The sequence below is a fragment of the Corynebacterium sp. CCUG 65737 genome, from assembly GCF_024454115.1.
GTDB lineage: Bacteria > Actinomycetota > Actinomycetes > Mycobacteriales > Mycobacteriaceae > Corynebacterium > Corynebacterium genitalium.
In genome coordinates, this window is sequence record NZ_JAGPZB010000003.1 from 68,765 (window position 1) to 81,918 (window position 13,154).

A 13,154-nucleotide genomic window follows, 5' to 3' on the forward strand; every position below is an offset into this window, starting at 1 on the left:
TTAGTCCTCCTCACCCAACTCCGCGGCAATTTCCGGGCTGACACCAATCGGGCCCGTGCTGGAATGCGGCTGGTAGTCGCCGCGGGTGGCCAGCTCCATCGCCGCATCGAAATACGCCAATGCTCCACGCGAACCGGGATCGTATTCAATGACCGACTGGCCGAAGCCGGGAGCCTCCGACACCTTCACCGAGCGCGGGATGACATTGCGCAGCACCACGTCGCCGAACTGGCCGCGGACCTCATCCACCACCTGCTCGGCGAGCTTCGTGCGCCCGTCGTACATAGTCAGCAGCACCGCTGAGATGTGCAGGTTCGGGTTGAGCGCCTGGCGGATCATCGAGATATTGTTCAGCAGCTGACCCACGCCCTCGAGCGCGTAGTACTCGCACTGAATCGGGATGAGCACCTCATCCACCGCATTCATCGCGTTGATGGTCAGCAGGCCCAGCGACGGCGGGCAGTCCACGAAGACGTAGTCGAAGTCATGCTCCTCCAGGAAGCCTCCGCGCAACGCATCTGCCAAGCGGTACTCGCGGCGAACCAGGCTGACCAGCTCGATTTCGGCGCCGGCTAGGTCAATGGTCGCCGGGATGCACCACAGGTTCTCGTTGTCACTGGAACGCTGCAGAGCTTCCTCCGCAGGCGCATCGCCAATGAGGAGCTCGTAGCTGGAGGTCTCACCATCGCGGTGCGCAGCCCCGAGCGCGGTGGACGCGTTGCCCTGCGGGTCCAAATCAATCACCAGCACCTTGCGGCCCATCCGCGCCAACGAGGCAGCCAGATTCACCGAGGTGGTGGTTTTACCCACCCCGCCCTTCTGGTTGGCCACGGTGAACACGCGCGGGCGCTCCGGCTTCGGCACGGAGGCGCTGTTCGAGTTCATCTGCGCGGCGCGCTGAGCGGCTGCGCCGATCGGAGTGTCATCCCACATGCTTGACAGAGTACTAACTGGACCGGACAATGCGGATCATGGTTGTGGGTTGCTCCAGAACACCCTCACCAACAGTGAAAATATCGGCATCCACGCCGCCGGCTTTCGCGATCTGTTTCGCGTCGCGTTCGAGTTCCTCGCTTACCGACGCCCCCTTCATCGCCACCATCGCACCTCCCGGGCACACCAACGGAAGCGACCAGGACGCCAATTTGCCCAGGGGGGCGACAGCGCGGGATGTCACAGCGTCGAAAAGCGTCTTTCTCTGCTCTTCTGCACGACCGCGAATGACCGTGACGTTGGTCAGATCGAGCTCCGCAACGACCTCGCTGAGGTAGCTGGAGCGCTTCAGTAGCGGCTCGATCAGGGTGATGTCCAAATCGGGGCGCGCAATGGCCAGCGGGATGCCGGGAAGGCCGGCACCAGAGCCGATGTCCGCGATGCGCTGGCCTTCCTTGAAGGCCTCGCCAATCACGGCGCAGTTGAAGATGTGCCGGTCCCACAGACGGGGAACTTCCTTCGGGCCAATGAAGCCGCGCTCCGCGGCAGTCGTGGCCAGCGAGTCGTGGTACGCCTGCGCCAACGGCAGACGGTCCCCGAAGATCTCCGCTGCGACGTCAGGCACCCTACTTCCCCTTCTTCTTTTTCTTCTTGCTCTTGTTGTTCTTGCTCAGCTCGTTCTGGATTTGCTGGCGGGTCTTCTGTTCCGACTGTGGTTCCGGTTGCTCTTCCGGCTCAGTCACACCTTCCGGGTGGTTCGTGTTCGCGTTGGTGCGCGCCTGGTTCTGTGCGTCCTTGGCGCGCTGCTTCTTGGAACGGTTATCCACCTTGCGCGCGCCGACCTGCGGGGCAGAAGCACGACGCGCTTCGCGCTTGGCCTCTTCCTCAGCAGCCTCTTCTTTGTCCATCTTGTCGAAGACGAGCTTGGTCTGCACCAGCGTCCACACGTTGTTGGACACCATGTAGGTCAGCAGACCGATGTGCCACAGGAAGCCGGTGAACAGCAGGGTTGCCGGCAGGAACCACAGCATCATGCCGTTCATGGTCTTCATCTGCGTCTCCATCATCTCCGGAGACAGCGGGCCGTCCTGGGACGGCTTCTTGCCGCGCAGCTCATCCTCGGCCTTCTTCTTGGCCATGCGCTTGCGCTGACGGGACATGCTCAGACGGGCGTTGAGGTGGGTCATCACCACACAGATGAGCACCAGCGGCAGAGCCACCATGATGATGTTCATGCGGGTGAAGTCCACCGGGGCGAAGGCCGCGAACTGCTCCTCCGGCATGGACATGTAAGACGACAGCGGGATACCGAAGATGCGGGCATCCAGGAAGGACTGCACGTCTTCGGGGGAGAAGATGTAGTTCGCCGTGTTGCGGTTCTGCTCGATGGACATGCCCAGACCGCCGGCACCAGTACCGGTGCGGTTGAACGAGCGCAGCACGTGGAACAGACCAATGAACACCGGCAGCTGAACCAGCGGAACAATGCAGCTGGCCAGCGGGTTCATCTTGGCTTCCTTGTAGACCTTCTGGGTCTCCATAGCCATCTTCTGCTGGTCGTTTTTGTACTTCGCGCGGATCTCTTGCAGCTGCGGCTGCAGCTCCTGCATCTTCCGGCCGGCGCGCAACTGGTTGACCATCGGCTTGACCAGGAAGATACGGATGGTGAACGTCAGGAAGACAATGGCCAGCAGCCACGAGGCGCCCGAATCCGGCGAGAAGATGTATCCGAAAATCTTGTGCCAGAACCACAGCACCGCTGAGATAGGCCAATAAATGAAATTCAGCACAGGTCCAACTAACTCCTGGATCTCAAAAACTACGTCAGCGGTACGGGGTCGTATCCGCCCGGGTGCCACGGCCCGCACTTGCACACACGGGCAACGGCCAGCAAACTCCCTCTGCCTGCTCCATGCCGCGACACCGCCTCTAAGGCGTAGGCGCTGCACGTCGGCTCGAAGCGGCACGTCGAAACCATCTTAAGGGGAGAAACCCACTTTTGGTAAAGCCGCACCGCGCCCACGAGTGCGGAACCCACAGGTCCGCGGGGGGCCGGAATGGCTTCGCCATCGGTGTTGTAGTAGCTCACGTCAGGCGCCCCCGCTTAGATTTCTTGTGCGCGCGGGGGAGGGCGGAGGAGACGTCGTCAAGCAACTGCTTGCTCGTGGCCTCCGCTGCTGGCGGCAGGGCGCGCACCACAATGTCCACCTCGCGCGGGAGCTCACTGATGAACCCCGCCAGCACGTGGCGCAGACGCCGCGAAACGCTATGGCGCGTGACCGCGTTGCCCACTTGTTTAGAAACAACTAACCCGAACCGCGGCCCGCCAGTGATGACAGGATCGGTTCGGGTGTAGTAGTGCACCACCACGGTGCGGGTACCAGCGCGCCCGCCTTTGCGCATGACCGTGCGGAAGTCCGCCGATGATGCGAGTTTGTGGGCGCGCGGGAGCACGGTTTACGCGCTGAGCTTGGAACGGCCCTTCTTGCGGCGTGCGGAAACGATGGCGCGGCCGGCGCGGGTGTTCATGCGGGTACGGAAGCCGTGCTTGCGTGCACGACGACGGTTGTTGGGCTGGAAAGTCCGCTTAGGCACGGGTTTACTCCTTGACGTTGCGGCCGCGGGCCCACCGGGGAAGAAGCGGCCAAAGATGGAACTTCAGTGAGAGCGTGCGCATGAAACCCGGTGGTGGAAGCGCAGTGGTCCTCTCACGCACATCCGTCGGGCAACGCCCTGGATGCGACAGACCTAAACAGGATACGGCAGCTGCACGGGGTGACACAAATCGCTGTAGACACAGCTAATTCCCAGCAAACAGGGGTTTTCAGCGGGGGTGACGCTTCCCGCTTCAAGCTACCCCCGAAATAACATGGCTGTAGTTATCCACAGGGGAGCTGGCGACACGCCGACGCTTACTGCGGAAGAGGAGAAGCGAACGTAACGCTGCACCCCGGATCGCCCGATGTAGAAAGTAAACGATTGGGCCATTTGTAGACATCGGGGCTGAACGGAGGGTAAACAGTTCTATCGCCACAACTTCATTGAACAGGAAGCTTCTCCCTGTGGATAAATCTCAAGGAAACCTTAAGGTTCAACGCGGTAACTTATGTTTCTGGCAGGTCAAACCATATTTCTCTTAGGAAAGTGAATTCCACAGCGAGGAGCCTAACTTGTGGAAAAGCTCCGTTGGGGCAAATCCCACACCTGTGGATAACGTTGTGGAGTACAAGGTAGAAGCGATGTTCATATCTGAACGGGATGTGAATAGGCCAGTGGATGATATGCAGTCCAATCATCCATCATCATTCATTGGCTGAGGCATATTTAAGGGAGAAGTAGGCGAGCATGGCATTCGATCAGCAGGCGCTCGACGCGCTGTGGCAAGACGTTGTCAACGAACTTCTCAACCTTTCAGAGCGACCCAACTCACCCGTACCCACATTCACACCGGGCGACCGAGCGTATCTGCGCCTCGTGCGCCCCGTCATGCTTGTCGACGGCTACTGCATCCTCTCCGTCCCGCACTCCGCAGCGAAAAACGTGGTGGAAAATCAGCTCGGCCCTTATATTGTCGAGATTCTCACCCACCACTTGAACCGGCCGTGCAATATTGCGGTCTCCGTCGACGCAGCGGCTCCAGAGCCTGCACCCGAGCCTGAACCGCCTGTGCAGCACACGGCACCGAACCCGACGCCGTGGTTCCCGACCTATTCTGAGCAGGCACGACAATTCCCAGCTCCGATAGCAGGGGAGCAGTTGCCGATGGGCCTGGACGAGCTGGCGCGCATCCACGCGCAGCAGCAAGAACAGCACGCCATTGAAGAATCGGCGCGCCAACAGGCAGCGCACCCGGTTGTGGAGGTGCCGCAGCGCATTCAACGCGAGAAGCCCGCGCACGATCCGAACCGCGAGACATCGCTGAACCCGAAGTACACCTTCGAGAACTTCGTCATCGGTTCTTCCAACCGTTTCGCCAACGGCGCCGCTGTCGCCGTCGCCGAGAATCCGGCCCGTGCCTACAACCCGCTGTTCATCTGGGGCGGATCCGGCCTGGGCAAGACGCACCTGCTGCACGCCGCCGGAAACTATTCGCGCGTGCTGCAACCTGACTTGCGCATTAAATACGTCTCATCGGAAGAGTTCACCAACGACTACATCAACTCTGTCCGCGATGACCGCCAAGAATCGTTCAAGCGCCGGTACCGCGATCTGGACATCCTCATGGTCGATGACATCCAGTTCTTGGAAGGTAAGGAAGGTACTCAGGAAGAGTTCTTCCACACCTTCAATGCGCTGCACCAAGCGAACAAGCAGATCATTTTGTCGTCTGACCGTCCGCCGAAGCAGTTGACCACGCTGGAAGACCGTTTGCGCACGCGCTTTGAGGGCGGACTGATTACAGATGTCCAGCCACCGGACCTGGAAACGCGCATTGCCATTCTGATGAAGAAGGCAGCTGCCGACGGCACCCAGGTCGACGATGAAGTACTGGAGCTCATCGCGTCGAAGTTCGAGTCGTCGATCCGCGAGCTCGAAGGTGCGCTGATTAGGGTGTCGGCGTACTCCTCACTGATCAAGGAGCCGATCACGCTCGACGTTGCCCAGATCGCCCTGCGTGACATCCTCCCGGATGAAGGCGACATCAAGATCACTGCCACCACCATCAAAGAGGTGGCCGCGGAGTACTTCCGTGTGTCCTTGGACAAGCTCACCGGCGCCGGCAAAACTCGCACAGTCGCGCATGCCCGCCAGCTAGCTATGTATCTGTGTCGCGAACTGACTGATTTGTCACTACCGAAGATCGGCCAGGAGTTCGGTGGCAAGGACCACACGACAGTGATGTACGCCGACCGGAAGATCCGCAAAGAAATGACGGAGAACCGCGAGACGTACGACGAAATCCAGGAGCTCACGCAGATCATCAAGACGCGAGTCCGCTCACAATGAACTTTCCACACAGTTTTCCACCCCAGTTTGCACCCGCAAGCTGGGGTTTTTCTTTTATCCACAGAGTTATTCACAGCTGTGTAATTCCATGGGTGTAATTAGCCCGGGCGCCCGTGTGATGTTGGTCTCCAATGCTCAATTCACAGGCCTCGACCGAATCACACGCCCCGGTGGATAACGTGTGGGATATCAGGGGCGAAGCGGTGGAAAACGTGTGGTTCGCTGTGCACACAAAAAGCGGCCGATCTTTTGTCCACAAGGAATCGGGGTTTCCCACACGAATTCCACACCCGTCACCCACACGCCGATTCGGCCGACATTCTTGGCATTTGCCCGTTCATCCACAGACTGCACAACACTTACTGTTCTTCCCGGGTTTTTTCTTAGTACTTAAACCAAGAGAAAGAGAGGGTGTGCACAACGCCCGCCGCCGCCCCGCACGACCTGCTTTCACGAATCACAAAAGCCCGTGCCCTTTTTGTTGCAGCGGGCAGGTCAGTCGGTAGGCTGAATGACCAGTTGGCACTCAAGGCCCTAACGCGGCCCGAACGCAGCAGCAACAAGGAGCAGGCAAGCATGGACACCCAGGCAGACGTGAACGTGTCATTCCGCGTCCACAAAGATGACCTCTCGGATGCGGTGGCATGGGTTGCACGCAACCTGCCCACGAAAAACACCCAGCCTGTGCTGCGCGCTGTCGTGATCACAGCGGATGACAATGGTTTGGAATTCGCCGGCTTCGACTACGAGGTTTCTACCCGCGTGCGCATCGCCGCAGAGGTGGACCAGCCTGGTCGCGTCGCTGTAGCCGGCAAGCTCATGGCCGACATTGTTTCCAACATGCCGGCGAAGCCGCTCGATGTTTCTGTTGCCGATAACCAGCGTCTTCTTCTCCAGGGCGGCTCCGCCCGCTTCGAGCTGCCGCTGATGCCGCTCGATGATTACCCGCAGCTGCCGGTCCTGCCCGAGGTCACTGGAACCTTGGACACCACTACGTTTGTCGATGCCATCACCCAGGTCGCTTCTGCTGCCGGCCGCGATGACACGCTGCCGATGCTCACCGGTGTCCACATGGAAGTCTCCGGCAACCGCGTGCAGCTGGCTGCCACCGACCGTTTCCGTTTGGCTTTGCGCTCGCTTGAGTGGGAACCGAAGGCGCCGAACGTCGAGGCGAAGCTGCTCATCCCGGCCAAGACACTGCTGGATAACGCGCGCACCCTGGACACCCACCTGGAAGAGCCAGTCGAAATCGCCGTCGGCTCGGGCGAGAACGTCGGCGGCGACGGCCTGTTCGGCCTGCACTCTGGCAACCGTGAGACGACCACGCGCATGCTCGACGCCGAGTTCCCGAACATTCAGCCGCTGCTGCCGAAGACCCACACCTCGATGGCTAGTGTCGAGATCGCTCCGCTCATGGAAGCAATCCGCCGCGTCAGCCTGGTCGCCGACCGCAATGCGCAGCTGCGGATGCACTTCCAGCCGGGCGAGGTCACGCTCTTCGCCTCTGGTGCTGAGTCCGGTGAGGCGAGCGAGAGCCTGCAGTGCGCGTTCACCGGTGCAGACGAGCTGCTCATCGCTTTCAACTCCGGCTACCTGCGCGACGGCTTGAACGTCATCCACACCGATCGCGTCGTCTTCGGGTTCACGGAAGCATCCCGCCCGGCGATCATGGTCCCGGAGCCGGATGAGCTGCCGGAAGCTGGCCCGGACGGATCCTTCGAGACTCCAGCGACGAACTTCACGTACCTGCTCATGCCGGTCCGCCTGCCGGGCTAAACCAGGTCCATCACCCGTGTATCTCCGTGAGCTCGACCTACGGGATTTCCGTTCCTGGCCTGAGCTGAACTTGGCGCTCGAGCCTGGGGTCACGGTCTTTTCCGGCCGCAACGGCCACGGCAAGACGAACATCGTCGAGGCCGCGATCTACACCGCGACGCTGGCCAGCCACCGCGTGTCCCAGGATCAGCCGCTCATCCGCACCGGCGCCAACAATGCGCGCATCTCGGCGACGACGGTCAACGACGGCCGCGAACTGACCACCCATCTGCTGATCAAAGCCCGCGAGCAGAACCAGGCGCAGATCAACCGGACCCGTCTGAAGTCCCCGCGCGAGATGCTCGGCGTGCTGCGCACGGTGGTCTTCGCGCCGGAGGATCTTGCCCTGGTCAACGGTGAGCCCGCGGAACGCCGTCGATTCTTAGACACGCTCGCCAGCATCCGCACCCCGCGCTTCGGCGGGGCGAAAGCCGACTACGACAAAGTTCTGCGCCAGCGCAACGCTCTTCTGCGTTCGTCGAATATGGCGCTGCGCCGCGGCTACAACGACGATTCCGGTGCCGCCGCGCTGAGCACCCTGGACGCGTGGGATGCGCAGTTGGCAGCGTTTGGCGCGCAGGTCGTCGCAGGCAGGCGCGTGCTTATCGACGCCCTCAGCGACCCCGTCCACACCTCCTATTCCTCCGTCGCACCCGAATCCCGGCCGGCCGCGATCGAGTACTCGTCGACCTTGGACAAGGCCGTCGCGGAGGTGGCCGGCGAACCCTCCAACGACCCGGCGATCCTGGAGGCTGCCTTTCTCACCGAGCTCGCTCGCCGGCGCCGCGACGAGATCGAGCGCGGGACCACGCTCGTTGGCCCGCACCGCGACGACCTGTTGCTCACGCTCGGCGACCAACCAGCGAAGGGATACGCTTCCCACGGCGAGACCTGGTCGTTTGCCCTCGCACTGCACCTGGCTGAGTACGCGTTGCTGTCGGAAGACGGCGTGGGTCCCGTGCTCATTCTCGACGATGTTTTCGCTGAGCTGGACGCGAAGCGCCGTGAACGGTTGGTGGCTGTCGCACAGCAAGCGGAGCAAGTGCTCATTACCGCTGCGGTCGGCGATGACCTGCCCGACAACCTCGATGAGCATGTCGCCGCCCGCTACTCGGTGTTGATGGAAGACGGGATCTCGCGGTTGGAGGAGCCGTGACCGACAACCAGGAACCAGTCGACTTGGTCACTGCGACGTTTCAGAACCTGCGCGCCACCGCCAAGCGCCGCAACGGCAAGGTCCCCAATCTGGCGAAGGCGCAGAAGGTGGTGCCGACGCGCTCGCTCGGCAAGGGTGACGGTCCCACACCTGTCGTCCCCGGATTAGACCTGACTCCGGATGCCACAAAACCGCGGAGTTTTCGCGGCCGGCCCACCGGTGCGGATGGTCGGGCGCTGCCGCGGTCGTATGAGGTGGCGGGATTTGCGTCGTTAGTAAAGAAGGAGATTGAGCAGCGCGACTGGACGGAATCCATCGCGCACGGCTGGGTGATGGGCAACTGGGAGGAGCTCGTCGGCGCGAAGATCGCGCAGCACACCGAGGTCACCATGATCAAAGATGGGGAGGTCTTTGTGGCGTGCGACCAGACGGCTTGGGCGACGAACCTGAAGTACATGCAGTCGACGGTCCTGGCCAAGATCGCGGAGAAGATCGGGCCGGGTGTGGTGACCAAGCTGCACGTTTTCCCGCCGAAGACGAAGAACTGGCGTTACGGGCCGCTGCATGTCAAGGGCCGCGGTCCAAGAGATACCTATGGATAAGTGTGAACGATTCGGTGCCCCGTTTTTCGCCACCTGGGGTTTCTCCGACGCATTCCCTCTGGGAGGTTGAATCGTTCACACGCCGCCCGGATCAGCCCCACACGCTCGGCCGCTACCGGGAATGTCTGCAGCGGCATGTAAAATAACCACGGTTAAGCAAGCTTTTTCCAAGGAGAGTCGTTCACGTGGCTGAGCAACAACCGAATTACGACGCGTCATCGATCACCATCCTCGAGGGGCTGGAGGCCGTCCGCAAGCGTCCCGGTATGTACATCGGTTCCACCGGCAGCCGCGGCCTGCACCACCTCGTGTGGGAGGTCGTGGACAACTCCGTCGATGAGGCAATGGCAGGTCACGCGGACAAGGTCGAGGTCACGCTGCTTGCCGACGGCGGAGTTCAGGTCGTGGACAACGGCCGCGGCATCCCCGTGGAAATGCACCCGTCGGGCGCGCCGACAGTCCAGGTGGTCATGACCCAACTGCACGCCGGCGGCAAATTCGACTCCGAGTCTTATGCTGTTTCCGGTGGTCTCCACGGTGTGGGTATCTCTGTGGTGAATGCGCTGTCCACCCGCGTTGAAGCGGACATCAAGCGCGATGGCAAGCACTGGTACCAGAACTTCACCAACGCGATCCCGGACGACCTGGTCGAGGGCGATAACGCCCGCGGCACTGGAACGTCGATCCGGTTTTGGCCGGACGCGGAGATCTTCGAGACTGTCGAGTTCGACTACGACACCATTTCCCGCCGCCTGCAGGAAATGGCCTTCCTGAACAAGGGTCTAACCATCACCCTGAAGGACGAGCGCGTCTCCGATGAAGAGCTCGAGCTTGAGGCGATCGCCGAAGAAGGCGACACGGCTCAGGTTGTGGAGGGGGATTCGTTTGCGGATGAGGATGTCGTCGATAAGCACGAAGACGGCGACGTCGCTCCGACCTCGAAGAAGAAGCGCGAGAAGAAAGTCACCTACCACTACCCGAACGGGCTGGTGGATTACGTGAACTACCTCAACCGCACGAAGACGGCGATTCACCCGACCATCGTCGGTTTTGAGGCGAAGGGTACTGACCACGAGCTCGAGATTGCGATGCAGTGGAACGGCGGCTTCAAGGAGTCTGTCCACACCTTTGCCAACACGATCAACACGCACGAGGGCGGCACGCACGAGGAGGGCTTCCGCGCGGCACTGACCTCCCTGATGAACCGGTACGCGCGCGACCACAAGCTGATCAAGGACAAGGACCCGAACCTCACCGGCGACGACTGTCGCGAGGGCCTGGCCGCCGTGATCTCTGTGCGCGTGGGCGACCCGCAGTTCGAGGGCCAGACCAAGACCAAGCTGGGCAACTCCGAAATCAAGGGCTTTGTGCAGCGTGCGGTGAACGAGCACCTCAACGACTGGTTCGATGCAAACCCGGCGGAGGCAAAAGTCATCATCAAAAAGGCCGTGTCTTCCTCTCAGGCTCGTGAGGCTGCGCGCAAGGCCCGTGAGTCGGTGCGCCGCAAGTCCGCAACCGATCTGGGCGGTTTGCCCGGCAAGCTCGCCGACTGCCGCTCGAAGGACCCGGTGGCCTCGGAGCTGTTCATTGTGGAGGGCGACTCCGCGGGCGGTTCGGCCAAGCAGGGCCGCGACTCGATGTACCAGGCCATTCTCCCTCTGCGCGGCAAGATTCTGAATGTGGAGAAGGCGCGCCTTGACCGCGTGCTGAGCAACAATGAGGTCCAGGCGATCATCACGGCGCTGGGCACGGGCATCAACGACGAATTCGACATCTCCAAGCTGCGCTACCACAAGATCGTGCTCATGGCCGACGCCGATGTGGACGGCCAGCACATTGCGACGTTGCTGCTCACGCTGCTCTACCGCCTCATGCCGGAGCTCATCGGCGATGGCCACGTGTTTTTGGCCAACCCGCCGCTGTACAAGCTGAAGTGGCATAAGGGCGAGCCGGGTTACGCCTACTCCGATGCGGAGCGCGACGCTGAGCTGGAAGAGGGCCTCAACGAGGGCCGCAAGATCAACACCGACGACGGTATTCAGCGCTACAAGGGTCTCGGCGAGATGAACCCGGGCGAGCTGTGGGAGACCACCCTCGATCCGGAGAACCGCATCTTGCGCCGCGTCGAGCTTGAGGATGCCCAGCGCGCCGACGAACTCTTCTCTATCCTCATGGGCGATGATGTCGCTGCCCGCCGGTCCTTCATTACCCGCAAGGCGAAGGACGTGCGCTTTCTCGACGTTTAGGAGGTTTTCCCCTCAAACTTGGGCGCTCTCCCCGCCAGTGCTGGCACAATAGCCTGCATGACGTCCGTGGATGAGCATTACACCTTGTCGTACCTGCCGGATCACTCTGTGAGCACGGTTTATTGTTTCGAGCCGAAAGAGCCGCGCGCCGGCGCGCCGCTGGTGATGATGTGGCCCGGGTTCGGCATGGGTGCGCGGTATTACCGTCCGTTGGCGAAGGAACTGGCGTCGCGCGGGTACTACGTGGCTATCGGTGAGTTGCGCGGCCAGGGCACGAACACCACGAAAGCGATGCCGGATAACCAGTGGGGCTACCACAACTTGGCATCGGAGGATTACCCGGAGGGCATCAAGGCGGCGAAGAAGGAGCTCTCGCTTCAGCCCAACCATCCCACTTATTTGCTGACACACTCCATGGGCGGCCAGGTGGGCTCGATGTTCCTGGCACGGCCGGAGGCTAAAGAGCTCAACGTCCAGGGTCTGATGGGAGTCGGTTCCGGCAGCCCCTACCACCGCGGTTTCACCGGGAAGGACCACGTGCGCGCTCTGCTTGGCGGGCAGATGATGGGCCAGGTGGCCAAGCTGCGCGGCGTGTGGCCGGGCGGCGCATTGGACATCGCCGGTTACGGCCGCCAGTCCGGCCGGCACGTCTACGAGTGGTCGCGCTTCAGCCGCATGAACACCATCGCAGATCTCCAGGGCCAGGACATCAACTACGCCGAGGAGATCAAGAACGTCCGCGTTCCGGTGCTGCTGACCCGGTTTGCGAACGATTCCGAGTGCACCCTTGAATCCTGCGAGTACCTTCTCGAGCACCTAGAGAAAGCGCCACGCAAGGCCGAGGAGCTTCCCGGCCGACTGGGCCACAACCGCTGGGCTCGTGAGCCGGGAATCGTGGCGGACCGTTTCGAGGAGTTCGTCGCGCAGCAAATCTAGTCCCACGAAACCCCGTCGCTGAAGGCAGTTACCGTCCCGATACCGCCTGAGGTTTTAGCCGAAAAACTGGTGAATGCTTAAGCCCGTTCTAAGCTTCACCCGGTTCCGTAGCGTCACCTGTTTATACACGTAAACCGAGCTAGTAGTTACGTACCGATTGTGCAAAAGTATCGTCTGGATCCTCCGGTTCCTCAGGTTCTTCCGACCGGGGCAGCTCCGGTTCCAGCGCGGGCACGGTCCCTGCGCCGGAGGCTGAGCCAGCAGCGCCCGGCTCCGAGTAACCGAAGATAACGCTAAGGCGGTCACCCTTTTCGGTGGCCGCCTTTCGCCTTCCCTGGGGATGTTTTCAACGATTCTCCCTCGGCGGTCACTCCCGGCTGGTATAAAAAGAGACACGTGACACGGGGTGCCCTCTGGGGGCTGAGATAAGACCCGTTGAACCTGATCCAGTTTGGACTGGCGGAGGGATTGTCACGGGGACGCTCCTGCGCACCAGTGCGCGTGCACCCGTGGGCCTTT

General features: G+C 61.4%; 12 protein-coding genes and 1 riboswitch. Of the genes, 6 read left to right on the forward strand and 6 right to left on the reverse strand.

Annotation, left to right across the window (positions count from 1 at the left end):
• Genes KBX17_RS03510 through rpmH form a run of 6 tightly spaced genes read right to left on the reverse strand, consistent with a single transcriptional unit; the run spans position 1 to position 3,528 of the window.
• Positions 1-933: a ParA family protein gene (locus tag KBX17_RS03510; RefSeq protein WP_305082889.1), complete on the reverse strand. Its 933-nt coding sequence runs from the start codon at positions 931-933 to the stop codon at positions 1-3.
• A gap of 13 nt (positions 934-946) precedes the next feature.
• Positions 947-1,558 (reverse strand): 16S rRNA (guanine(527)-N(7))-methyltransferase RsmG, encoded by a 612-nt coding sequence (gene rsmG, locus KBX17_RS03515; protein ID WP_256018529.1) that lies wholly within the window; start codon positions 1,556-1,558, stop codon positions 947-949.
• Between the two features lies 1 nt (position 1,559).
• The gene (gene yidC, locus KBX17_RS03520; protein ID WP_255994638.1) at positions 1,560-2,723 is read right to left on the reverse strand and encodes a membrane protein insertase YidC; all 1,164 of its coding nucleotides are present in this window, start codon (positions 2,721-2,723) and stop codon (positions 1,560-1,562) included.
• A 29-nt stretch (positions 2,724-2,752) separates the two neighbouring features.
• A complete protein-coding gene (yidD, locus tag KBX17_RS03525) occupies positions 2,753-3,022 on the reverse strand; it encodes a membrane protein insertion efficiency factor YidD (protein ID WP_156774791.1) in 270 nt (89 codons plus the stop codon).
• On the reverse strand, positions 3,019-3,387 hold the full coding sequence (gene rnpA, locus KBX17_RS03530; RefSeq protein ID WP_005287697.1) for a ribonuclease P protein component: 369 nt from the start codon (positions 3,385-3,387) through the stop codon (positions 3,019-3,021). Before rnpA ends, yidD begins: the two co-directional genes overlap by 4 nt.
• 3 nt (positions 3,388-3,390) lie before the next feature.
• Positions 3,391-3,528, reverse strand: coding sequence for a 50S ribosomal protein L34 (rpmH, locus tag KBX17_RS03535; RefSeq protein WP_005287695.1), 138 nt, complete (start codon positions 3,526-3,528; stop codon positions 3,391-3,393).
• A gap of 750 nt (positions 3,529-4,278) precedes the next feature.
• On the opposite strand from rpmH, the gene dnaA reads away from it, so the two are divergent.
• The 6 genes from dnaA to KBX17_RS03565 all read left to right on the forward strand — a co-directional run bounded on the left by dnaA (position 4,279) and on the right by KBX17_RS03565 (position 12,635).
• Complete coding sequence (gene dnaA / locus KBX17_RS03540) at positions 4,279-5,880, forward strand: chromosomal replication initiator protein DnaA (protein WP_255994640.1); 1,602 nt, start codon at positions 4,279-4,281, stop codon at positions 5,878-5,880.
• Between the two features lie 576 nt (positions 5,881-6,456).
• The gene (gene dnaN, locus KBX17_RS03545) at positions 6,457-7,656 is read left to right on the forward strand and encodes a DNA polymerase III subunit beta (protein WP_255994641.1); all 1,200 of its coding nucleotides are present in this window, start codon (positions 6,457-6,459) and stop codon (positions 7,654-7,656) included.
• Positions 7,657-7,672: 16 nt separating this feature from the next.
• On the forward strand, positions 7,673-8,851 hold the full coding sequence (gene recF / locus KBX17_RS03550) for a DNA replication/repair protein RecF (protein ID WP_256018531.1): 1,179 nt from the start codon (positions 7,673-7,675) through the stop codon (positions 8,849-8,851).
• Entirely contained in the window at positions 8,848-9,453 is a 606-nt protein-coding gene (locus KBX17_RS03555) for a DciA family protein (protein WP_256018533.1), read from the forward strand. The genes recF and KBX17_RS03555 overlap by 4 nt, the downstream gene beginning before the upstream one ends.
• Before the next feature lie 185 nt (positions 9,454-9,638).
• Positions 9,639-11,699 (forward strand): DNA topoisomerase (ATP-hydrolyzing) subunit B, encoded by a 2,061-nt coding sequence (gene gyrB / locus KBX17_RS03560; RefSeq protein ID WP_256018534.1) that lies wholly within the window; start codon positions 9,639-9,641, stop codon positions 11,697-11,699.
• 57 nt (positions 11,700-11,756) lie between these two features.
• Positions 11,757-12,635, forward strand: coding sequence for an alpha/beta fold hydrolase (locus tag KBX17_RS03565; protein ID WP_005287675.1), 879 nt, complete (start codon positions 11,757-11,759; stop codon positions 12,633-12,635).
• A 392-nt stretch (positions 12,636-13,027) separates the two neighbouring features.
• Positions 13,028-13,121, forward strand: a riboswitch (TPP riboswitch).
• Positions 13,122-13,154 lie beyond the last annotated feature (33 nt).